Here is a 23,876-nt window from a genome sequence, read left to right on the forward strand (position 1 = left end):
TATTAACCCGACTCTATTGATTACTAAATACATTATGCTTTTTTTCAAGAATCAACTATGCCTCAAGTTAAGCAATACCATATAAATCCATATTTATTTTAATTAATAATTTGCTCATTTCTATTTTCTAATCATGCTATGTATTTGTGGTATTTGAGTCCAAAATTTCCATTACGCTCAGCCAATTCTGCCACCCTGTCACCCATTTTCGCTTGGTATGGCCTTTGTCTTGTTGCACTTGGATTAAAAAAACTGACAATAAGCCATGCAAGAAAAAGGTACAATCTCGATTCACACCGAGAATATTTTCCCAATCATCAAGAAGTTTCTCTATTCAGATCATGAGATCTTTTTAAGAGAATTGGTATCGAACGCAGTTGATGCCAGTCAGAAAATGAAACGCCTTGCCGCATTAGGCGAATACAAAGGCGACCTCGGAGAGGTAAGGGTAGAAGTAAGCGTAAACAAAAAGAAAAAGACGATTACCATCAGCGACCGAGGAATCGGGATGACGGCTGAGGAGATCAAAAAATACATCAACCAAATCGCCTTCTCTGGCGCCACTGAATTTGTAGAGAAGTTTAAAGATGCGGGCGATGCCAAAGAAATCATCGGTAAATTCGGTTTAGGTTTCTACTCTGCCTTTATGGTAGCCGATAACGTAGAAATTGACACCCTTTCTTACCAAGAAGGTGCAGAACCAGCCAAATGGATCTGTGACGGTTCTACGGAATTCGAAATTACTAAAGGCAAAAGAAAAGAAAGAGGTACAACCATAACACTTCACGTGAACAAAGATTCTGAAGAATTTTTGGAAGAGTCTCGAATTCAAAATGTGCTAGACAAATACGCCAAGTTCCTTCCTATCGAAGTGAAATTTGGAGAGAAAGACAAGCAGGTTGAAGACGGTGAAGACAAAGAGGGCAAGAAGAAGTGGAAAACGGTTAAGGTGGATAACATCATTAACAACACTACGCCACTTTGGACGAAATCACCAAATGACTTAACAGACGAAGATTACTTAAACTTCTACAAAGAGCTTTACCCATTCTCTGAAGAGCCATTGTTCTGGATTCACCTCAACGTAGATTATCCGTTCGAACTTACAGGTATTCTTTACTTCCCTAAACTGAAAAAGGATTTCGAAATTCAGAAAAACAAAATCCAGCTTTACTCTCGTCAAGTATTTATTACTGACGAAACGAAGGATGTGGTGCCTGAATTCTTGATGTTACTTCATGGTGTAATTGACTCACCAGACATCCCATTGAACGTTTCACGTAGTTACTTACAGTCGGACGGAAATGTGAAGAAAATCAATACTTACATTTCTAAAAAAGTTGCTGACAAACTGAGCGAACTTTTCAAAAAAGAGCGTGAATCTTACGAAAGCAAATGGGAAGATATCGGTCTTTTTGTGAAGTACGGAATGATCTCTGACGAGAAATTCTATGACAAAGCAAAAGACTTTGTATTGGTGAAAAATACTGCGGGCAAGTACTTTACTATGGAAGAGTACGGAACGCACATTGAAGCCAATCAAGTAGACAAAGACAAGAATAAAGTTTGGCTTTACGCTACCAACGTAGCCAAGCAGGATACGTTTATTACAGATGCCGTTGACAAGGGTTATGATGTGATTGTATTGGACACTCCAATCGACAGCCACTTTATTAACCACATGGAAACCAAGTTGGAGAACACGCAAATCAAGCGTGTAGATGCCGACAACATCGACAAGCTGATTGACAAAGATGAAAAGCGTGAGTTGGTGATTAATGACGAGCAGAAAGAAGCCGTAAAAGGCATCTTCGATAAGGCGATCAATAACAAAGCGTATACCGTTGCTGTTGAGCCTTTAGCGCCATCAGATGCGCCAGTTTCTGTAACCATGCCTGAGTTTATGCGAAGAATGAAAGACATGCAAGCAACAGGCGGAGGCGGTTTCAATATGTTCGGTTCAATGCCAGACAACTACAATGTAACCGTAAACGGAAACCATAAATTGGTAGATAAAATCATCAAAGCTACAGAAGAAGGCGACAAAGAAGGTTTGGCAAAACAAGCATTCGATTTGGCTTTACTTTCTCAAGGCTTGCTAGAAGGCAAAGCCCTTACCGATTTCATCAAAAGAAGCACTGCCATTTTAGGCGAGTAATTCTATTCAACATACAACAAATCAGAAGCCTCAATTCAGCAATGGATTGAGGCTTTTTGTATCTATAGATATGGCTAAAGACAAGCTCAACATGACTGCTAGAGTTGAACATCAACACTTTAATGAACCTCGAATATACCCCGCTGGCGGGGCTGGGGTGGATTCTTTCCTGTTGCAGGTTCTCCGAAATTCTCACAGAGAAATTTATGCGTATCATAGTTAGGGATGCTGAGTCAAGCTCAGCATGACTGCTAAATTTAACTTCAACTCTTCAACACCCAAACACCTCAACACATCCTAACTTCAACACACCCCCACCGTCCGTCACCGCACACTACTGTTCTCTAGGGCACAAAACAAAAAGCTATGTGCTACAGAAACAGCCATTTCAGCTATTAAACCCCTACTTTCTTTTGGCACTCGTTTTGGAAACAAACCAACAGAAATACCTAAATTCATTCCCATGCTGAAGAATATGTTCAAGGTTGCCTGGCGCAACGCCATCGCAAACAAACAATTCACCATTCTCAATATTCTTGGGCTTTCCATTGGCATTACCGCCTGCCTACTAATTAGCCTTTATGTTCAAGAAGAATTGTCTTATGACAACTTCCACAAAGATGCCGATCAAGTATATCGAATTAACCAACCCTTAATTTGGGGCGATTGGGATGCGGAGTTTGCCTCCACTGCCCCTGGAGTAGCGGTAGCACTTCGCGAAGATATTCCGGAATTTACGGAGGTACTGCGCATTCATGATTCTGGTGAGAACTTAGTCACTTATGAACCAAAAAATGGTGATCCTGTTTCGTTTAAAGAAGCAAGAGTTTATTCAGCAGAGGCCAATTTCTTCAAGCTTTTCTCTTTTCCTGTTTTAGAAGGAAACCCTGAAACGGCCTTAGTAGAACCCTTGAGCATTATCATTACCAAAAGCATGGCCACCAAGTATTTTGGGGAAGAAGACGCAATGGGTAAAATTTTAGAAGTAAGACAAGGCGAAAACTCGGGGTCGTTTAAAGTAACGGCTGTTTTAGACGACATCCCATCTAACTCCCATATCCAGTTCGATATGATGACTTCGATGAGTACTTACCGTCATATCGAGGCGCGTCAATGGACATGGGTTTGGACAACCTTTGTGACTTATGTGAAAGTCGCTCCCAGTGCCGATCTCTCAAAAATCAATGAAAAACTACAGGCCATTCCGCCAAAGTGGGCGGCCCCAGCCGTAGAACGTGCCTTTGGCGAATCCTATGCAGAGTTTGTTCCTGATGGTAAAAAGTGGACACTCACCATGCAGCCCATTCGCAAAGCCTACTTGTATTCGCCAATTACAGGAAATAGAATAGGGCCTTCGGGCAATATCGCTTATGTCAAAATATTTGGCGCTGTAGGAATCCTTGTACTTATGCTTTCTTGTATCAATTTTATGAACCTTTCTACCGCACGATCGGCAGGAAGGGCCAAAGAAGTTGGCGTTAGAAAAGTGCTCGGTTCAGGTAGAAAATCAATCGCTAACCAATTCATTTTCGAATCTGTAATTTTTGCTCTAGCAGCCACAACTATTGCACTCATTCTTTGTGAACTGTTCATTAATTCGTTCAACACAATTGCCAACAAAACCCTTTCACTTCAAGCCGAACTATCTAACCCGTTGTTTTTAGGGGGAATATTAGTGTTTATTTTGGGTTTGGGTCTTATAGCGGGCAGTTATCCTGCCTTTTACCTTTCCTCTTTCAAACCTATTCAAGCCTTAAAAGGCAAAGTTAGCAATGGCTTTAGAGGAAAAGGAATTAGAAATACCTTAGTCGTTTTTCAGTTCACCATTTCCGTAGCCCTTATTATCACCACGTTTTTTGTTCAGAAGCAACTGACCTATACCGCCAATTATAATGTTGGTTTCGAAAAAGAAAATATTCTTCAGGTACATAATCTGGAGCTCATGGATCCTTCGAGTATTGTGGCTTTGCAAAACAGATTGCAACAAAACTCCGCATTTACCCAGGTAGGTTATTCAGATTTAGTAGCCCCAAATATTTATAATGAGGATAAATACAAAGCCGAAGGCCCCGAAAATAACCCTACTACTCTTAATCGTTTGATTGTAGACGAAGACTACATCGACCTGTTAAATCCGAAATTTATTGTAGGACGGAACTTTGACGATAACATGGCGAGCGACAAGTACGCCATTATTCTGAATGTTTCTGGTGCAAAAGCCTTAGGTTTTGGTGGCCCCGAAACCTATGACATTGATAGCCCGCTTGGCAAACACCTTACCTTCCCAGGTTCAGAGAGCCCAAAGTTTGAGGTGATTGGTGTGGTAGAAGACTTTAATTACAACAGCCTAAGAATGAGCATCAGTCCATTAATGATTGCCCATAAAGGCAATGGTGAACTCTACAATATTGGCACCTCCTACCTTTCTGCCCGGGTTGATCCAACTCAGGTAAATTCTGGAGAGAAAATGTCTAAGCTATTAGATGAAGTAAAAACCGAATTGGCCTCCATAAAACCTGGGCTTCCCTTTGAGTACAGCTTTATGGATCAAGATTTCGAAAACAGTTTCCGTACCGAGCAACGCATGACATCTGTGCTCAATATCTTTACGGTAATGGCTTTATCAATTGCCTGTATTGGTTTATTCGGACTGGCAGCCTTTACTTCAGAGCAGCGTACCAAGGAATTAGGGGTAAGAAAAGTATTGGGTGCTAGCGTAAAAGACATTGTGCTCCTATTCAGTAGTGAATTCACCAAATTGGTAATCATTGCAATCCTAATTGCAACGCCTTTGGCCTATTATGCAGTAAAAACTTGGTTGTCCGATTTTGCTTACCAAACCCCAATAACCGCTACGGTATTTATTATTGCTGGTGGTTCCGCTTTACTTATAGCGTGGGGAACCATCAGTTTCCAGTCTTTAAAATCGGCTTATAGGAATCCAGTTGAGGCATTGAGGGATGAATAGGGAATATCCAACTCTCCAAAAGTTTAAAACTTTTGGAGAGTTATAGCGACAACCCCACCTTTATCGATATTATTTATTAGCCAGAAGCACCTCTTTTTCCTTCTTTTGATCATACTTCCAGCGCTTATGCGACCATAAATAGTCAGAAGGATTCTGGCGAATGGTTTCTTCAAGCAGTTCCGCAAATTTCTGAACAATTTCTTGCCCTCCTTTCTGGTATGGCGGGGTCATTACGGGAATAAATTCAACCTCATAATGCCCTTCTGATGTTCTTCTGGTAGCCGAATAGAAGACTGGGTAATTCACTATTTGAGCAATCTTTTGAGGCCCAGTATAAAAAGCCGTAGGCTGATTAAGAAAGTCAATCCAATACTTATCTGCTCCAATTGAAGGCAGCTGATCGGCCAATATACCTATGATTCTTGGTTCATTTTTACGCTTAATGATTTGCCTTAATGCGGAATCCTTAGGTAGCGCACGGCCTCCATGACGAGTTCTCAGGTTGATCATTAACTGATCAAATTTTGGGTTTTTAACTGGCTTGTAAAGAAACTCCATTGGATACCCTATCTGTTGCCCAATAGAAAAAGCTGGCCACTCCCAATTGGCAGTATGGCCCGAAAGTAGAATCACTGGTTGCCCTTGAACTAAATATTCAAGCATCGCCTCAGCATTCACTAGCGGCACACGCTTTTCCCAATCCTTCCTTTTAAAACGATAAGCCTTAATCGACTCAATAAAAACCTGAGTGAATTGAATATAAAATGCCTTTTCAACTTTGAAGCGTTCTTTATTCGATAAGCCTGGGAATGTTTTGCTTAAATTTTCACGAATTACAGACCTGCGATAGCCCACAGTATAGTAGAGCAAAAAAGAAATCACCTTCCCAAGTGCGTACAAAAACCAAAACGGAAGCAATGATATAAGCCTGATTAAAAACATCGCGCAAAGATAGAGAAATGAGAAATTGGAGACTTCAAAAAAAGCTTATAAAAGCAATCGCAACAACCTTAATAATTGATTTAAAGAAACTTAAAATTATTTTCCATTCTGCTAAATCCACTAGTGAACAATACATCGTAAGTTAAAGTGGTATATAACAAAGTGTTTTAGTTAGTTGAAAAACCGAGCAATCAGAAGGATGACTCGGTTTTCTTTTTTGCCCATCACAGAAAGATGTTCTACCTTCATTCTAAGGACAAGAACAATGGAAAAAGATCAAATTAAAAATAGGCTTAGCACTGCTTATTCAAACTTTATAAACAGCTGTAATTCACTCACTAAAGATGAGTTTGAATATGCCCCAGAAGGTAAGTGGTCGGCTGGGCAGCAAATGGAACATTTGATAAAAAGTACTTCTCCGTTAAATCAGGCTATGGGTTTACCTAAATTTCTGGTCAAATTTAAGTTTGGCAAAGCCAATCGCTCTTCAAAAACCTTTGATCAATTGGTAGAGCGATATAAAGAAAAACTGAGTTTGGGTGGCGTAGCAAGTGCTGCTTTTTCTCCTCAAAAAGTTGATTTCAATAAAAAAGAAAAACTCATCAATCAGCTTCAAAGCAATATCGAATCCATTAACCAAAAACTCGATAAATGGACCGAAGCACAACTAGACGAGTTCATTCTTCCCCATCCATTATTAGGTAAAATCACTGTACGTGAAATGATGTATTTCACAATTCATCATGCAGATCACCATCGTAACCTGATCAAGATTTACTTAAAAGGAGTTTGAGAAAATACTCAAACTCCCCTTTATAGCTTTTTCAAAACCTGTAAAAGATCCGTCAAATGGTCTTGGGTAAAATCATAGTGGGTTACAAAACGAATAAGCTGAGGGCCAAAACCAAAAGCCAAAACACCATGCTCCTTAAGTTTCGCTAAAAACGATTCGTTGGTATATCGGTCACTTATTCTAAAAATCAAGATGTTTGTTTCACAAGGATAAATCTCTTCCACATAATCTAAGCCTTGCAAAGTATCGGCTATAGTTTGGGCGTTTTTATGATCCTCTGCCAAGCGATCAATGTGGTTTTCTAAAGCATACAAACCAGCCGCAGCAATGTATCCCGCTTGCCTCCAAGCCCCGCCCATTACCTTACGCACACGTTTGGCTCGTTTAATTTTATCAGCAGATCCCAATAACAATGAGCCCACCGGAGCGCCTAAACCTTTTGAAAGACAAATTGAAATCGTATCGAAAGCTTTGCCGTAATCTTCTGCCTTCTGGTTTTTAGCTACTAAGGCATTGAACAGCCTGGCGCCATCTAAATGGAAGGCCAAACCATTTTCGGTACAGACTTTTTTAATGGCTAAAATTTCGTCAAAGTCATAACAACTTCCCCCGCCCTTATTCATGGTGTTCTCTAGCGAAACCATTCGCGAAACCGGTGAATGAATGTCGTCTGGCTGAATGGCCGCCTTCACATCTTTGGCCGTAATTCTACCTTGATCACCCTCTAAAAGACGAACAGAAACCCCAGAGTTCGACATAATTCCACCACTTTCATAAAGATAGATATGCGAATACTTATGGCAGATTACCTCGTCTTGTAAAGTGGTGTGTAACCGGATTCCAATTTGATTGGTCATGGTGCCAGAAGCACAATAGAGTGCAGCTTCCATCCCAAACATATAGGCAGCCTTTTTTTCTAAAGCAGCTACGGTTGGGTCTTCACCAAACATATCATCGCCTACTTCTGCGGCCATCATAGCAGCATGCATTTCAGGTGTAGGCTTTGTCAGAGTATCGCTTCTTAAATCTATCAAGTGAGTAATTTTTAGGATCGGAATCTATGATGAAAAGGGAGGAAGTGCAAATGTTTTTATTCGAGTCATTTCCCGGTCAGGAACCTTATGTTCCTAACCGGATTATCTCCGTTTCAACCTAAACATTAGAGACTTGAAGCTGAACCAGCTCCAAAATGACCTGACCGTCTGTCATTATTTGGGTGTGTAATCTCCTAGCATTGTGCGCAGCTTTACTAGCTCTTGCTTAATACTGTAATTCGTTTGTGCGGGCACACTCTTTAAAAATTTAGCAAAGTGCACCTCCATAGACTTCATCATTTCTGCCTTACTCTCCACACCACGCTGAGTAAGTTTTACCCGAAAAGACCTTCCGTCTGCTTCATTCCCTTCTTTTACAATCCAGCCATTACGCTCCATTCGCACTAGCATGCGCGAAATTGAGGGTAAATCCTGAAGTGTAACCCGACTGATTTCAGTTGGAGTTACACTTCCGTGATTCCAAAGCATAATCAAAACCTGCCATTGTTCAGGAGTAACCGAATACCCCTTCAGCGCCCTTATCAACTCTCTGTGAAAGAGCAGGTAAGTACGGTAAAGATTATAGCCAAGATTGCTATTCAGGTGAAAGAGAGTCTTACCGAATTCCATAAGTAGATGGTAAATCTAATTCAATATACTTAAAATAGTTGTTCAGACAAGTATTTTAATAAAAAAAATGAGCACAAATTTTCAATCACGCAAAAAACATGGAGTCAAACCCTGATTAAGCAAGTATTGAGAATAGCTAATACGCTTCTGCCCTTAATGGTTTATAAGACACAAGAAATGAGAATTTAATCCGGTTTTCAGGAATTCAATCAGGCTAAAAAGGCACTCTATACCTTCTTGATAGACTTTTTCTCTAAATCGCTAAGCTCTAAATTTAGGGCTTTGGTAGAAATCTGGGTTTCGATAAAGGAAAGTGTTAGTGAAGCAAGTAGAAGAAAAAGGCTGGCTCCAAACACAAGGTCGGCAGTTTGTTGTTCGCGCAAGTACATGAGCACCATACTTAGCACACAGCAAAAAAAACTAGCGATTCCGAGCGCCTGCATGTTCCGAATTAGCAAAAGGCGCACTTTTAAATTTTTAATCTGGCCAAGTATTGTTGCGGGCGGATCATTATGATCTAAATACCTTTGCCGTAAACCACGCGCAAGGGTAGCTAAGGCTACAAAACGGTTAGTGAAAGCCAAAAGCAAAAGCGTAATGGCAGGAAAAAGTAATGCTGGAGTTGAGATATCTATATTCAATGTTCGCGTTTTAAGTCTTCATGTCTCTTTTTACGCTGCTCTTTCCCCTCTATTTTTTTATCTAAAGTGAGGCGCCAACCTAGGATCAATACTGCCAATACTGAAGGGTAAAGAACAATTTCTATCCAGTATTTGGCCATCACGGGATCAGAGAAGTTATCGACTCCTACTACATATTGTAGCACCAAACAGATACTAGTGACGATCACTAGAACTACCATTATTCGCTTCTCTATCTTAGATTTCATATTTCAAAGTTAATGAAGAATGTAACGACATACACATAAAAAAAGGAGCCTCGATGAGACTCCTTTAAGTTCTATGTATTCGGACTATTAACTTTACTGATTCGCAGTGGCCGAAGCTTTGGCACTTGCCTTTGCTCTAGCGTATTCCTGCTCCTTATCAGCAGCCTTTCCTAAAGTCTTTTTAGACAAATCAACCACAATTGGTGATGCGATAAAGATTGAAGAATAAGTACCTACAATAATACCGATCATGAAAGCGAAAGAGAAGCCTCTTAGTACCTCTCCACCAAAGATGAATAAGACAACTACCACAATCAAAGTAGTCATTGAAGTAATCAATGTACGGCTAATGGTACTGTTGATCGACTCGTTGAAAGTACCCACTAGGTCTTTAGAACCCTTAAGCTGTAAATTTTCACGAATTCTATCGAATACAACCACGGTATCGTTTATTGAATAACCCATAATGGTAAGCAAGGCACCAATAAATACCTGATCTACCTCGAAATTGATTCCGAATAAGCCCGCAATCGCAAAGGCAGATAATACGATTAATGAATCGTGGATCAAGGCGATAATTGCACCTAGCGAGAATTGCCATCTTCGGAACCTAATAAGGATATAGAAGAAGATGGCCAAAATAGCCAAACCGAATGATTCAAGAGATGAATTCTTAATGTCATCTGCAATGGTTGGAGATACTTTAGATGAACCACCAATGATAAACTGGCCAGCTTCAACATTATCAACCGTTCCATCCACAAATGTCTTATTCGTAATTTGACTCAAGGCATCTGTCAATGCTGCTTTAACGGTAGCATCAGCTTCTACCGACTCATCTTCGATCATATATGAGGTAGTGATCTTAAGCATATTCGGAGTATTGTAAGTTTTCACTTCAATACCTGAATTAGCGAAAGTTTCCATTCCAGAAAGTGATGTTTTAATGTCAGAAGCAGTCATTGCCTCATCAAAATTCACTACATAAGAACGACCTCCTTGGAAGTCTACACCAAGTCTCAAACCATTGGTTGCCATCAATACAATACCAATTGCAATTACAATGCTCGACATTACATATGCCAATCTTCTTTTACCTAAGAAATCGAAGTGAACATTGGTTAACCAACCTTTTGACAACGGGGTATCAAAGCTAAGCTTGCTATCATTTCCTTTCTTAGTCATGTAGGTAATGATAACTCTAGTAATAAATACCGCTGAAAAGAATGAACAGATAATACCGATCATTAAGGTTACGGCAAATCCTTTCAATGGACCTTGACCCAGAACGTAAAGAATAACACCTGTTAGGAATGTAGTTACGTTGGCATCAATAATAGAGCTGTAAGCTTTTTGGTAACCCGAAGATATGGCTTGCAAAACAGGAATACCGTTTCGCATTTCTTCCCTAATTCTTTCGAAAATAAGTACGTTCGCATCAATCGACATACCAATGGTCAACACGATACCTGCAATACCCGGTAAAGTAAGGGCCGCACCTAGGTTGGCCAAGATTCCAAGAATAAAGAAGATGTTGAAAAGCAAAGCTACGTTCGCTACAATTCCACCCTTAGCATAATAGAAAATCATGAAAATAACCACAATGGCCAAACCTGCCAAAATTGAAGTTACTCCTTGTTTTTGAGCTTCTTTACCCAAGGTTGGTCCGATCACAGCTTCTTCTACAATTTTTGTTGGCGCTGGAAGTGAACCTGCTTTTAGAATGTTTGCAAGATCTTCTGCTTCTTCGATAGTGAAGTTTCCACTGATTTGTGAGTTACCTGCATCAATCTCCTGATTAACATTTGGTGCAGTGTATACGTAGTTGTCAAGGGCAATCGCTACTCTTCTTTGAATATTAGCCCCAGTAATGTTTCTCCATTTCTTCGCCCCTATGGCGTTCATTTGCATACTTACCGCTGGTCTTGAAAATTGATCTAACGACTGACGAGCATCAGTAATTACTTCACCTGTTAAAGGAGACTCTCCTCCTCTGCCCATTTTAATTGCAAAAAGCTCAAGTAATTCAGTTCCCTCAACAGGTTTTACTCCCCATAAAAATTTCAAAGTACTTGGAAATAGTCTTGTAATACTTGGGTTCTTAAGCACCCTGTTAATTTGAGCAGTATCTTCTAACGAGTAGTAAAAGCCTTCGTAAGGCCCTTGCTTCATTAGAGCAAAGAACTTTGATTGACCTGGAGTAGCCAATTCTTCTTCAGCAGTATTGGTAGTGTCGCCCGACAATTCATTTTCAAGAGAGTTTTCTTGTCCTTCAGCACTTTCAGCTTTCAATTCAGAAGCCAAATCAGTTGTAGGCTTCGCGGTTTTGTCAGCAGCTTCGATTTTTAATAGCGCATCGTTGATGGCAGAAAGAGTAGGAGAAACTTCACTGATAGAGTATACTTCCCAGAATTCCAATTTCGCTACACCTTGTAACAGTTTTCTTACCCTTTGTGGATTGTCGACACCTGGTAATTCAATTTGAATTCTACCTGTTCCTTGAAGTCTTTGAATGTTTGGTTGTGATGTACCAAATCTATCAATTCTAGTTCTAAGAATTTGGAAGGCACGATCGATGGCATTATCCACCTCTTCGTTAATAACCTTCATTACCTCTGCATTGGTAGATCCAAATTCAATTCTACCTTTATTAGCAGCGTTCGCAAATATTTTACTTAACTGGCCACCTGAGGTAACTTCGGCATAAGCTGTTTCAAACAAACTAGCATATGGTGTTTGAGTGTTTGTTTTATGCGCTTCATCGGCCTTTGCTAATGCTTCTCTAAACTGTGGATCTTTGCTGTTTCCTGCAAGCCCTTCAATAATCGCTACTGGAGAAACTTCTAAAGTAACATGCATTCCACCTTGTAAATCGAGACCAAGGTTCAACTCATATTCTTTGATTTCTTGGTAGGTAAATTCTGCACCTAGAATATTAAGCACAGGCTCTCTCCAAATAGAGTCAAGGTATGATTGTTTCTTTTGCTGGTCTATTACACCCGCTTCATTCTTAGCATAATTAACTGCGTCTTGCTGGATTCCTCTTGAAAAAAAGGTGATTCCTAAGTAATAAAGACACAGAGCCGTAATGATCACTGTCAAAAAGACTATGGTATTCTTATTTTTCATTTTAGTGTATGTTAGTTAATCGTTTGAAGGTTTTCTGAGTTAGTTATCAAATGAATGACTACCAATTTCAGGCACTCCTGATATAATAAAGTTTATTGTATTTGTGAGGGGTTATCGCATCATTTTGATGCAACAAAAGAAAGCCTATGGGGCATTCGGGGAAATTTTCTTTCGGAAAAGAGTTTTATAATGAGGTGAATCGTACAAAGGAACGCTCGGGTATTGAATCTCCTTGTCTTCCGATTCTCTTATTACTGTTCCTATAAAAACAGGAATAAACGCTTGAAGCTGAACTACCGTAGATGGTAATGCCAATTCGCAAGTATATTCATATACCGCTTCCTTTTCATCGCCTTGATCATCGTTTTGCTGCTGATCTGTAGCTTCTGACGCAAATTCAATCTTTAAACCCTGATAGGTTATTAGTTCTTGTGCCACTACAAATACAGCCACTAGCACCCCTAGTATATAGAAGAGGGTACTTTTGATGCCCGATATTTTTGGTGACATTTTCATTTAGCGTGTCAAATTTATAGAATAGACTTTAGAATCATACAGTATACTCATTTATTTTCGATTGAATAAATGCCTTAAGCACATCTAATGCTACTCCAAAGTCAGTATTATTAGGTACTACAATGTCTGCATGTTCTTTATGTGGTTCGATATATTTCTGATACGATGGCATAATATGATTCTCATATTTATAGAGCACATCATCAGCATCATACCCTCTTTCTACCCTATCGCGCGTTAATCTTCTCTGAAGTTTTATATAGTCCTTCGCATCTACAAAGACCTTTAGATCTATTAATTCAGAAATTTTTTGATAGTGAAAGATAAAAATTCCCTCCACCAAAATTACTGGCGCAGCCTTTATCAGTATGTTTTTGGGTTGAATATTCGGGTTATTGAAGGTGTATTCCTGTTTTTCAACATCGTTGCCTTTGCTTAGAGCCAAAAGGTCACTTGCGAAATGCTCATAATCAATAGACTCTGGTCTATCGAAATTGAATTCTCCGTTTTTATCTACCAGTTGATGTTCACGTGGCCTATAATAATCATCTTGAGAAATACTGGCAACACCTGAATCGAAGCTTTCGATTAACGAACGAAGAAAACGTGTTTTTCCCGATCCACTCCCTCCAGTGATTCCAATGATATACGGCTTATTTTCAGACATTTTGCAAAAATAGTAACCTAAACTGATTTACCTTCTTTGCCTTTTAAAAAAATAATAAGTTTATCGAAGGCTCTTTTTCTGTGGCTGATTGTATTCTTTATTTCTGACGATAATTCACCAAAGGTTTTATCATAGCCTTTTGGTTGAAAAATAGGGTCGTAGCCAAAACCACCTTTACCACTAACCTCTTTGGTAATATCCCCTTCTACAATTCCTTCAAACTGAATAGGCTCACCATTTTCTATATAAGTAATTACTGTTCTGAATTTTGCAGAGCGATCATTAGCCGTTTTTAGTCCTTCCAGCACTTTTGCCATGTTCATACTTGAATCCCTTTGTGGCCCAGCATAACGGGCTGAATACACCCCTGGCTCGCCATTTAAGGCATTTATCTCTAAGCCTGTATCGTCAGCGAAAACAGGAATGCCATAATGCTTAAAAACATAGGCAGCTTTTTGCAGTGAGTTTCCTTCAAGGGTTTCTTGGGTTTCTTCCAGCTCTTCAGTACAGCCAATTTCTTCTAAAGAAACTAGTTCAAATTGGTCTCCTAAAATCTGAGAGATTTCATCAAGCTTATTTTTATTATTTGTGGCAAAGCAAATTTTCATGCCGCAATTTAATGGAATGAAACAAAAAGAGCCGTCTCAAATTTAATTAAGACGGCTCCAATAATTTTTTAAACTGAACAATTATTCAGGGGTTTTCTCATCCGGGAATTCTTCTTTCATTCCTTTCCAGTAATCCGCAATGGTGCTCTTCATATCTTTTCTTAATAAGAAAATACCCAACAAGTTAGGCAAGGTCATTACGGCAATGGCAATAGCGGCCACTGTCCATATAATAGTAGTATCTGCAACAGCAGCGATGAAGAAACCTGCCACATACACAATTCTATAATATTTAACTGAACCAGAACCCCATAAGAATGTCATGGCTCTATCTCCATAGTAAGACCATGAAATTGCTGTACTGAAAGCAAACAATAAAATCCCAATAGACACAATGTACTGTCCGTATTCACCAAACCAACCTTTGGTAAAGGCAATGGCCGTAAGCGGAACACTGTGAATTAGTGATTTACCGTAGAAAGAAATACTGCCGTCTACCGGTTTTCCATTAGATATTTCCACTTCACCCGTGAGCGGTGCACCTCCAAAAGATTCATTTACAACGATATCTTCAGCTAAAGATCTAGCGTGAATTACCGTAACATTGCTGGTTATTTTTCCATTTTCTACCTGAAGCATACCATCAAATACGGGTAGTGGATTTTCACCAGACAAGTGCTCTTTCAATGCTACTCGTCCTGCTTTGTTATCATCAGTATAATCATGCCCAGCGAGAATCGACATATCGGTTACTGCAAAATCATTTAGGTGTTTTTCTTGCCAAACGCCTGAAGAAAGCAGCGTAAGGCCAGTGATAGAGCAAATAACAATGGTATCGATAAACGGCTCCAAAATAGCAACCATCCCCTCAGACACAGGCTCGTGTCCTTTGGCCGATGCGTGCGCAATTGGCGCAGAACCCTGACCCGCTTCATTTGAGAATAAACCTCTACCTACCCCTACATTGAAAGCATACATTACCGTGGCTCCCAAGAAACCACCAGTAGCGGCTGTAGTTGTAAACAAGCTCGAAAAGATTGAAGCAATAGACGGTATCAGGTTTCCGATGTTTGCAAAAATTACGGAAAAACAACCCAAGAAATATACAATGGCCATAGCTGGCACTAGCTTTTCAGTAACTGATGCAATTCTTTTGATTCCTCCAATAATTACAAATGCCAAAATAAGTGACAAAACGGCTCCTGTCATCCAAGGCTCAATAGCGAAAGTAGATTTTAAGGCAGAAGAAATACTGTTGATTTGAGGCATATTACCCGTTCCGAAAGAAGAAAGAACAGTAGCAATGGCAAATACAACCGCCAACCACTTCATATTCAACTTGTTTTTCATGTAGTACATCGGTCCTCCAGCCATCGTACCATCTTCGGCTACTTCACGGTATTTATGAGAAAGCGTAACTTCCACAAATTTGGTACACATACCAATAGCGGCAGTAACCACCATCCAGAACAGTGCTGCAGGCCCACCTAAATGAACAGCTAGCGCAACACCTGCAATATTACCTGTGCCTACAGTGCCTGAAAGTGCTGTAGTCAAAGCCTGAAAGTGAGAAGTATCTCCTTGATCTCCTGCACGGTCAAATTTTCCACGTACTACCTTAAAAGCAAATCGGAAATATCTTATTTGAGGGAATTTTAGATAAATAGTGAAAAACAGACCCACGCCCAATAAAGCAAAAGGGAACCATCCTGCACTACCAATGTAGCTATCTATTGTAGAAAGAAAATTGTTGAGTTGCTGCATAATCCAGTTTTATGGTTTTAAGGAATCCACAAAAATAGGGATTAATGCTTCTGAACAAAGCTTGTATCGTGTATTATGCTAATGATTCCTGTTAACGGTAAACCTATCCGTAATGGCAGATTATGAGCACTTCCCAACCAAAGTGCTATCCTCATTGGTAATTTTAAAGGCTATAAATTTTATCACTTTACCATAATTTTACCCGCAAAGTAAGTGGCTGACATCATTCCCAAGTTCTATAGAACTTGGGTTTTTCAGTATTAAAAAGCATTGTGCTTTATTCGCCCATAAACATTGGTGGCCAACCATATGCTCTAGAAACTGTTCTTACAATTTCATGGATAAGAGGAAAACCGTTATCTGAATTAGTCATAATCACAACTCCCCGCCCTGTGTTGGCAAAAGATATTGCGTAGCAAGTGAAACCTGCATTCCCACCCGTATGTCTAAAACGAAAAGCCTTTCCCTCTCCGTCTATTCCTATTCCGATTCCACCTGCGTTTGGCACTCGGGTCATCATGGTTTCAGCAGTGCTTTGTTTCAATAAACCAGTGTCCTCTCCTCTATACGACTTCCCTAATGCTATCATAAAACGAGCTAAATCAGATGGACTAGCCCATAAGCCTGCGGCTGCTTTCTCGGGGTAGATATGATAACCACCACAAACTACATTTCCATTTTCGTCATATCCATTAGAGGTCAGTTTACGGAGCGCTTCTGGAAGAGGAAATTTAAATGAGCTACTTTTCATACCAGTAGGGCTTAGCACTAAATCATCAAGTAGTTGATGAAATTCCTTTCCGCTTACATCTTCCATTAACATTTGTAATACTTCCATTCCGCCCCCCGAATACAGCTCAGACTCTCCAGGCTTTTGGACAACCCTTACAGGTTCTGAATTTGTTATTTCACTACCCCTCAATATTTCTATCAATGTAGGAATTGAATCTTTTATACAGTAACCTTGAAAGCCAGAAGTGCCTAAGCCAGAAGTATGGCTCATAATTCTACTTAATGTAACTTTCTCCTTTTCTGTAAATTCATTGTCTGGTACTTGCCATCTTTTCAATTTTAAGTTTACATTTTCGTCAAGCGTAAGCTTATGGTTTTCAATAAGTTTAAATGCCGCAACGCTTGCAACTGGTTTAGAAATTGATGCCGCTTGAAAAACTGTATTCTCGTTTACTTTTTCTCCCGTCTCTTTATTTTTCAGACCATACCCTTTGGACCAAAGTATTTGGTTGTTGTCAAAAACCGTAATGCTGACACCAGGGATATTTAACTCTTCCATTCTTGACTCCAATGTAATAGCGCTGGAGTCGTTGTTTCCATCTTCATTTATTCTGTAAAAGTTGTTTTCGAACAGTACTTGAGCAGAAATTTCGTGTTGGGATGATAAGCTGTTGTCCTTTTTTGATTGACAGGCCCATATTATCATTAAGATGAGTAGAGGACTATACTTTACTATTTTCATAATTTTCACCTTTTTAGTTGATGCTGTTTCTTTTGCTCACCACCAATAGCAGCGCCTTTATACTTTCAGGAAGGCATTTGATACAATTCACCCATAGGAATCAACTTCTGACAAGGTAAGGGGTATAGCCACAATGACTATTTACCTATCCATCAGGTATTTATAAGGCTTGAAGAAGCAATTCTATAAGCGTAAACTCCAATACTCGAATAGATTTATAAAGAAGGATGCCAATCCTGCTGTTAAAGAAATCTCCTAATGTTTTACGAATAATGATTTCCTTATTTCTAAGTATAATTTCAGGTAATACCTAGAAGTAAAAAAATGGTTACAAAAATCTTGTAGGTATTTGACTCTCTTGTTCGGAATACTTTACAGAACTTAAAGTCTCAAATATTTTTGAGGAAATATTCTTTGTTCATTACTTAGTATACAAGTCTGACGTGCCGTCCGACTTTGATCTAATTCTGAGTTAGGTCGGCACCGTAGGTCAGACCGAATGATCTGAAACATAAAGGCCTATATCTTTTAAGGAATATTCATAATTTGAAGGATTATGGAATTACAATCAGACAACATCTATCATGTCTACAACCAAGGAAACAATAGACAAGCTATTTTTGAAGGTTACAATGACTATCTAATGTTCTTAAAAAAGGTGAGACAATTTGTAAAACCCCATTGTGATATTTTGGCCTATTGCCTGATGCCAAACCATTTCCATTTTCTTCTTAATGTAACAGAAAAGTCAACTGAGCTTGTTGAGCAAGGAAATATAGAAGTTACCCGACTTAGTAATAGCTTTAGGTTACTACTGAGTCAATATGCTTTAGATTTTAATAAAAAGCATGATCGTTCAGGATCATTATTTCGGCAAAAAACTAAATCCAAATTAATGGTTGATTCGAATCAAGCTTTTATCTGTTTTCAATACATCCACCAAAACCCCTGGAAAGCTGGCTTGGTCGGTAAAATGGAAGATTGGGAGTTTTCATCTTTCAGGGATTATTCACTCATGAGAAACGGCTCGCTTTGTAATAAGGAGATTGCCTTTAATCTCATTAATGTGAATGAAAAAACCTTTGTAGAAGATTCCTACGGAGTGGCGATTCATGAAGAATCAAGAAAGGCTTTATTTAACTAAAGCTAATATCTAAGTCTGACGTGCATTCCTACTTTGATGGAGGAGCGTATTCTCAATAATTGCAAGGTCGGCACCAAAGGTCAGACCTGATATTATAGTACTTAAAGCCTCCATTTTTTTAAGCAAATATTCGTAGTTCATTACCTAGTATACAAGTCTGACGTGCTGTCCGACTTGGGTAAAACCCTAAAGGGTTTCTCTTTAAACGCTGAATTACTTCTTACTTGGGAATCGCATTCGGTAATCTGCTTTTACCGAGCCTTTTGAGATATTGAGCAATTTTGCTCGAAGCATCTGCTTTTTCAACCCTTTTATGTAGTCCGTAAAAAGAACGCCATTGAGGTGGTCGTATTCGTGCTGAATTACTCGGGCGGTCATAGAGTCAAACTCCTCTTCGTGTTCGTTCCATAACTCATCGAAATAGCGAATGGTGAGTTTTTCAGGACGAAGGATATCGCCATGCACATCTGGAATACTCAAGCAGCCTTCTTCAAAACTCCATTCTTCACCGTATTCATCTAGAATTTCAGGATTAATGAAAACGCGCTTAATGCCTTTTCCTTCTTCCTCTTCCATTTTAGTAGAGTCAATTATAAAAAGTCTTTTAGACAACCCTATTTGTGGAGCTGCCAAACCCACACCATTCGCATTGTTCATGGTGTCGTACATAGCTTCAACTAGCTTGGTAAGGTCTTCAGAATCTCGATGAAATTCTTCAGCTTCTTTTCTTAAAATATTGTCTCCGTAAGCTACTATTGGGTAAATCATGCTATCTGCTTTCCAAAAAGGATTGTAAAATAATGGTTGCGCTTATTTTATCTACATTCCCTTTTTCTCTTCTATCCTTTTTTTTCATCCCTCCGGCAATCATCGCATCCATGGCCATTTTGGAGGTAAATCTTTCGTCTTGCAAATAAACGGGTTTTTCTGGAAAATGCTTTTTAAGTAGGTTCTCAAATTGTTTTGCACCTAGTGTAGCATCTGTAGGTTGGTTATTCAAGTTCATGGGCATTCCTAACACAATTGCTTCCAGGTTTTCAACCTTGTCGTAATCCTTTAAGTACTGAATCACATCTTTACTGTGTACGGTTTCTAAAGGAGAAGCGATAATTTGAAGTGGATCGGTAACGGCCAAACCAACGCGTTTTCTGCCATAATCTATGGCGAGGATTCTACCCATTAATTCTGTTTGATAATATCGTAAAAACGAAGTTTAACCAGTTTTTCTAATTGAAGTGCCTTTGGTAAAAGAATGTCATCTTCAATTTTAGCATGTAAAAGTAAATCCTCTTCAAAGGATTTCAGCTCTTCATAAAGCACTTTAATATGCAAATCGGCTTCTTCGCAATAGGTGTAATTATTGGTGATTTTTCGAAGCCCATCCATTTCATGTTCATGCTCTTCATGGTCTATTGCAAATTCATGAATGGATATTTTTTCCATGGTATAGAATAGCTTGGTGCCATGGTTTTCTCCCGAAAGAAAATCTCTAAGCTGTTGAATGTAAACAAAAAGTGAATCTTCTTCTTCGTGAATATGATGAATAAAGTCTTCTACAAATAAAGGAAATACCGTTTTTAGGTCGTTAGCCAAACTTTGGTAACGATAGTTTACCGCTCCCAAACTGTCAATTAACTGAGCAATGTAAGCCAAACGCCTTTTTACAAATACAGAGTGAGAATGCTTTAAATATTCTACAACAAGGTCGATTGGATAGGCCATTAGCCTGAGCTCATTAACATCGGTTTTCTTTGGTTCAGCCTCTAAACTTTTGATTACCGTTTTAATATTTAAGCCGCAAGAAGTGCATACTTCTTTCAAAGTACGTTCCTCGTTATCATAAAAATTTACCCCGAAGTAGTACAGTACCGAAGCCCTGACATGGTTTTCGGCCACTAAATCATTGATCGTTCGTTCTTGTATACCCTGCATTTGAAATTGACTATTCAGCTAAAATAATAATTTTTGAGCGATCTATATATCGATATACACGCTTAAATTTTAATTTAAACACAAACCAACGCATTTCGTTTCTATGTTACTATGCTCAAACGGAATATTTTGTTTGACCTAAATAGTTAATTTTACCGAATTCAAAATTTTACAACACCGTGAGTGATACCCATAATTCTAAAAGTCAAATACGTTTACCCCTTTTACTTGCTGCTGCCGTTGTTTTAGGCATCTGGATTGGTTCAAGCTTTTCTTTCCCAGGAGTAAATAGCAAATACAGCGCTTCTATTCAAAAATTCACGCAACTTATGGACTACATAGAACATGACTATGTAGACTCGGTAGATACAGAAGAATTGCTCGAAGAATCTATCAGTCAAATGCTAGATAAGTTAGATCCACATACAATTTACATTCCTCCACAAGACAGAGAGCTTGCCGAAAGCCAATTGCGCGCAAGCTTCGATGGTATTGGAGTTGAGTTCAATTTACTTAGAGACACTCTATATGTTGTGACTCCCTTGGCCGGTGGCCCTTCAGAAAAAGCTGGGATTTTGGCTGGAGATAAAATTATAAAAGTGGATGGTGAAAACATTGCCGGAATCGGAATGGACAACAACCAAGTTTTTAACTTACTCAGAGGCCCAAGAGGTACAGAGGTGGCCATTACTGTTTTAAGAAAAGGAGAAGATGAGCTACTCGATTTTAATCTAATCAGAAATGCCATTCCGCAATATTCTGTAGATGCGGGTTATATGATTGATGATGAAGTTGGGTACATTAAGGTGAATAAGTTTGCCGAGAATACTTATGCTGAATTTAAATCGGCACTAGAAAACCTGAAGGAACAAGGCATGCAAAAGCTGATCTTGGACTTACAGAATAATGGTGGTGGCTATATGAGTGCTGCCATTGGCATTTCTGACGAACTACTCTCAGACGGCAAATTAATTGTAAGTCAGAAAGGTCAAGGGTCGAAATATGATTCTGAAGCAAGAGCTACCAAAAGAGGTATTTTTGAAGAAGGACCGGTTACTGTACTCATGAACGAAGGAAGTGCTTCTGCTTCGGAAATTGTGGCTGGCGCTTTGCAAGACAACGACAGAGCTTTGATTATTGGAAGAAGGTCGTTCGGCAAAGGTTTGGTGCAATTGCCTTTCGACCTCAAAGATGGTTCAGAATTACGAATGACCATTGCCCGATATTATACTCCAAGTGGTCGTTCTATTCAAAAACCTTATAGTGAAGGCGAAGAAGCTTATGCGTCTGATTATTATCAACGCTTTGTTTCTGGTGAACTCTTCAGTCAAGACAGCGTGCATTTTAATGAAGACTTAGCCTACGAAACCACTTCGGGAAGAACTGTTTATGGCGGTGGCGGAATTATGCCCGACTACTTTGTTCCATTAGATACGACTTACGCTACGGCCTATGTAAACCGATTATTCTCAAGCAATTCTGTAAAAGAATTTACGCTAGACTACAGAGACAACCACAAGTATTTAAACGAATGGGATTTTGAAAAATTCAATAAAGAATTTGAAGTTACCGAAGCCATGCTGAACCAAGTAATTGAAATTGGAAAAACCAACGGGGTTAGGTTCAGAGAAAGGGAATACATTAAATCGAAAGCGTTTTTAGTCTTCTTAATTAAAGCTCAATTGGCCCGCGATATTTATGACGATAACGCCTTTTACAAAATTTACAATCAGACTAACGAGGTATATAACCAAGCCGTATTGCTCTTTCAAAACCCAAGTTTATTGAAAGATAAATCAAACAGTTTATTGCTACAAAAGCGCTAGGTATTTACTAAATCCGACTTTCAAGCCAGAGTTATTTAAGTGACTCTGGCTTTTTATTTCCTAAAAGCCAACGATCAAAGCAAGATTCCAGATTCCTCTCCGTTGCATTTGTAAGGTCATTAAATTATGAAGAAGATATTACTCGGAGCCATGCTTGTTATGTGCTGCTCCAATACATTTGCACAGTCGGAACAAAACAAAATCAACAAAGACGTTTGGTATAATTTTATGCAGGCATATCAAGATTTGAATGCCAGTCTTTTCAATTACATTCACACAGATGATGTACTCAGAATACCCATTGATCAAAATCAAATACTAATAGGCAGGGAGTACAAAGATTCTAATCTCAATATGTTCAACTTATGGAATGAGCGTAAAATCAAACAGCGGATTCAGTTCGGTTTTATTAATCGAGTACAAAAAGGAGATTGGGCTTATGAAACAGGCATCTATAGGCTTACACGTTATAATGGCTATACCCCAGAACACCACTATGGCAAGTTTAATGTCACCTTAAAAAAAGTGAATGGCACTTGGAAAATCTATATGGATGCGGACACTAGCGAAAAAGCTACGGTTAGTGAAAGTGATTTTCTTAAAACAAAAGCACTCCAATAACTAAAAACACAGGCTTTTAAACCAAAGCAAACTCAAATCATTAATTGATCTATTTTTAGATCAATTACTTGTTAACAGACAATTACTTCCGCTAAAATAATTATTTACCCAGTAGCATTAAAAGGAAGATTCTCAATGCTTACAAATTGTCTAAAGGTTAAATCATTTTTAAAACTCAAAAACAAAATCATGAAAAAGTTAATTTTTACAATGGCAATTCTATTGGTGAGTACCATGGCTTTTGCCCAAATTCAAAAAGGAGATATACAGATAACTGGAAATGTTGGAATTCAAAAAACAAACAATTCAGGTACAGAAACATCTAGTTTTTCGCTGTTACCAAAAGCTGGTGTTTTCGTATCGGAGACAACTAGTTTAGGAGGTATTGTTGGGTACACAAGCGGTAAATTTAATGGATCTAAATCTGATAGGTTCAGCCTTGGTGCCTACGCACGTTTTCACAAACCTATGGTTGAAAACTTCTATCTGTACTTAGAGCCTTCTTTAACTTTTGGTTTTGGGAATAGAGAAGTAGGTGGAGGCGATGCCGATATTAACTCATTCGATGTAAGGCTTGCTCCAGGAATGACTTACTTCTTGTCTCCTAAATTTGCTTTAGATATGAACTGGGGAATGTTGAACTATTCTAAAGAAACCACAAAATTCGGTACTGTTGAAACCGTAAATGAAAACTACGGCTTGAACCTTAACATGAGCAATATTAATTTAGGGGTTAGTTTTTATATCCGTTAAACTCTGTAATCAACAAAAAAAGCAAAAG

General features: G+C 38.9%; 21 protein-coding genes. 7 read left to right on the forward strand and 14 right to left on the reverse strand.

Annotation, left to right across the window (positions count from 1 at the left end):
• Window positions 1-265: 265 nt before the first annotated feature.
• Window positions 266-2,158, forward strand: coding sequence for a molecular chaperone HtpG (gene htpG, locus OB69_RS16755; RefSeq protein ID WP_053224912.1), 1,893 nt, complete (start codon window positions 266-268; stop codon window positions 2,156-2,158).
• 463 nt (window positions 2,159-2,621) lie between these two features.
• The gene (locus tag OB69_RS16760; RefSeq protein WP_053224913.1) at window positions 2,622-5,126 is read left to right on the forward strand and encodes an ABC transporter permease; all 2,505 of its coding nucleotides are present in this window, start codon (window positions 2,622-2,624) and stop codon (window positions 5,124-5,126) included.
• A gap of 69 nt (window positions 5,127-5,195) precedes the next feature.
• On the opposite strand, the gene OB69_RS16765 is transcribed toward OB69_RS16760, so the two are convergent.
• Window positions 5,196-6,068, reverse strand: coding sequence for a lysophospholipid acyltransferase family protein (locus tag OB69_RS16765; RefSeq protein ID WP_053224914.1), 873 nt, complete (start codon window positions 6,066-6,068; stop codon window positions 5,196-5,198).
• 265 nt (window positions 6,069-6,333) lie between these two features.
• Here OB69_RS16765 and OB69_RS16770 point away from each other — a divergent pair, with 265 nt between their 5' ends.
• Window positions 6,334-6,861, forward strand: a complete 528-nt coding sequence (locus tag OB69_RS16770; protein WP_053224915.1) for a DinB family protein — start codon at window positions 6,334-6,336, stop codon at window positions 6,859-6,861.
• A 20-nt stretch (window positions 6,862-6,881) separates the two neighbouring features.
• On the opposite strand, the gene OB69_RS16775 is transcribed toward OB69_RS16770, so the two are convergent.
• From OB69_RS16775 to OB69_RS16820, 10 genes are all read right to left on the reverse strand, one after another.
• Window positions 6,882-7,895 (reverse strand): threonine aldolase family protein, encoded by a 1,014-nt coding sequence (locus OB69_RS16775; RefSeq protein WP_082338218.1) that lies wholly within the window; start codon window positions 7,893-7,895, stop codon window positions 6,882-6,884.
• 174 nt (window positions 7,896-8,069) lie between these two features.
• The gene (locus tag OB69_RS16780) at window positions 8,070-8,525 is read right to left on the reverse strand and encodes a MarR family winged helix-turn-helix transcriptional regulator (protein ID WP_053224917.1); all 456 of its coding nucleotides are present in this window, start codon (window positions 8,523-8,525) and stop codon (window positions 8,070-8,072) included.
• A gap of 227 nt (window positions 8,526-8,752) precedes the next feature.
• The gene (locus tag OB69_RS16785) at window positions 8,753-9,166 is read right to left on the reverse strand and encodes a DUF2721 domain-containing protein (protein ID WP_053224918.1); all 414 of its coding nucleotides are present in this window, start codon (window positions 9,164-9,166) and stop codon (window positions 8,753-8,755) included.
• Complete coding sequence (locus OB69_RS16790; RefSeq protein WP_053224919.1) at window positions 9,163-9,414, reverse strand: hypothetical protein; 252 nt, start codon at window positions 9,412-9,414, stop codon at window positions 9,163-9,165. The genes OB69_RS16785 and OB69_RS16790 overlap by 4 nt, the downstream gene beginning before the upstream one ends.
• A gap of 93 nt (window positions 9,415-9,507) precedes the next feature.
• On the reverse strand, window positions 9,508-12,543 hold the full coding sequence (gene secDF, locus OB69_RS16795; RefSeq protein WP_053224920.1) for a protein translocase subunit SecDF: 3,036 nt from the start codon (window positions 12,541-12,543) through the stop codon (window positions 9,508-9,510).
• A gap of 144 nt (window positions 12,544-12,687) precedes the next feature.
• Window positions 12,688-13,059 (reverse strand): hypothetical protein, encoded by a 372-nt coding sequence (locus tag OB69_RS16800; protein WP_185096920.1) that lies wholly within the window; start codon window positions 13,057-13,059, stop codon window positions 12,688-12,690.
• Window positions 13,060-13,093: 34 nt separating this feature from the next.
• Window positions 13,094-13,726: a uridine kinase gene (gene udk / locus OB69_RS16805; protein ID WP_053224922.1), complete on the reverse strand. Its 633-nt coding sequence runs from the start codon at window positions 13,724-13,726 to the stop codon at window positions 13,094-13,096.
• 17 nt (window positions 13,727-13,743) lie between these two features.
• Window positions 13,744-14,334 carry a non-canonical purine NTP diphosphatase gene (locus OB69_RS16810; protein ID WP_053224923.1) on the reverse strand — a complete coding sequence of 197 codons (591 nt, stop codon included), beginning with the start codon at window positions 14,332-14,334 and terminating at the stop codon, window positions 13,744-13,746.
• Window positions 14,335-14,415: 81 nt separating this feature from the next.
• Window positions 14,416-16,098, reverse strand: coding sequence for an alanine/glycine:cation symporter family protein (locus OB69_RS16815; protein WP_053224924.1), 1,683 nt, complete (start codon window positions 16,096-16,098; stop codon window positions 14,416-14,418).
• Window positions 16,099-16,375: 277 nt separating this feature from the next.
• Window positions 16,376-17,572 (reverse strand): serine hydrolase domain-containing protein, encoded by a 1,197-nt coding sequence (locus tag OB69_RS16820; RefSeq protein WP_053224993.1) that lies wholly within the window; start codon window positions 17,570-17,572, stop codon window positions 16,376-16,378.
• 556 nt (window positions 17,573-18,128) lie between these two features.
• On the opposite strand from OB69_RS16820, the gene OB69_RS16825 reads away from it, so the two are divergent.
• On the forward strand, window positions 18,129-18,716 hold the full coding sequence (locus OB69_RS16825; RefSeq protein ID WP_053224925.1) for a transposase: 588 nt from the start codon (window positions 18,129-18,131) through the stop codon (window positions 18,714-18,716).
• A 213-nt stretch (window positions 18,717-18,929) separates the two neighbouring features.
• Here OB69_RS16825 and def read toward each other — a convergent pair whose 3' ends face one another.
• From def to OB69_RS16840, 3 genes are read right to left on the reverse strand one after another with little or no spacing between them, the layout of a single operon-like run.
• Window positions 18,930-19,484 (reverse strand): peptide deformylase, encoded by a 555-nt coding sequence (gene def, locus OB69_RS16830; protein ID WP_053224926.1) that lies wholly within the window; start codon window positions 19,482-19,484, stop codon window positions 18,930-18,932.
• Window position 19,485: 1 nt separating this feature from the next.
• Window positions 19,486-19,896: a Holliday junction resolvase RuvX gene (gene ruvX / locus OB69_RS16835; RefSeq protein WP_053224927.1), complete on the reverse strand. Its 411-nt coding sequence runs from the start codon at window positions 19,894-19,896 to the stop codon at window positions 19,486-19,488.
• The gene (locus OB69_RS16840; protein WP_053224928.1) at window positions 19,896-20,648 is read right to left on the reverse strand and encodes a hemerythrin domain-containing protein; all 753 of its coding nucleotides are present in this window, start codon (window positions 20,646-20,648) and stop codon (window positions 19,896-19,898) included. Before OB69_RS16840 ends, ruvX begins: the two co-directional genes overlap by 1 nt.
• Before the next feature lie 179 nt (window positions 20,649-20,827).
• Between OB69_RS16840 and OB69_RS16845 the strand changes: the two genes are divergently transcribed.
• The 3 genes from OB69_RS16845 to OB69_RS16855 all read left to right on the forward strand — a co-directional run bounded on the left by OB69_RS16845 (window position 20,828) and on the right by OB69_RS16855 (window position 23,848).
• Window positions 20,828-22,474 (forward strand): S41 family peptidase, encoded by a 1,647-nt coding sequence (locus OB69_RS16845; RefSeq protein ID WP_053224929.1) that lies wholly within the window; start codon window positions 20,828-20,830, stop codon window positions 22,472-22,474.
• 126 nt (window positions 22,475-22,600) lie between these two features.
• Window positions 22,601-23,095: a Cif family virulence factor gene (locus OB69_RS16850; RefSeq protein WP_053224930.1), complete on the forward strand. Its 495-nt coding sequence runs from the start codon at window positions 22,601-22,603 to the stop codon at window positions 23,093-23,095.
• A gap of 189 nt (window positions 23,096-23,284) precedes the next feature.
• Window positions 23,285-23,848, forward strand: coding sequence for an outer membrane beta-barrel protein (locus tag OB69_RS16855; protein WP_185096921.1), 564 nt, complete (start codon window positions 23,285-23,287; stop codon window positions 23,846-23,848).
• Window positions 23,849-23,876 lie beyond the last annotated feature (28 nt).

Source organism: Roseivirga seohaensis subsp. aquiponti (assembly GCF_001267955.1).
In the GTDB taxonomy this organism is placed as follows: Bacteria; Bacteroidota; Bacteroidia; order Cytophagales; family Cyclobacteriaceae; genus Roseivirga; species Roseivirga seohaensis.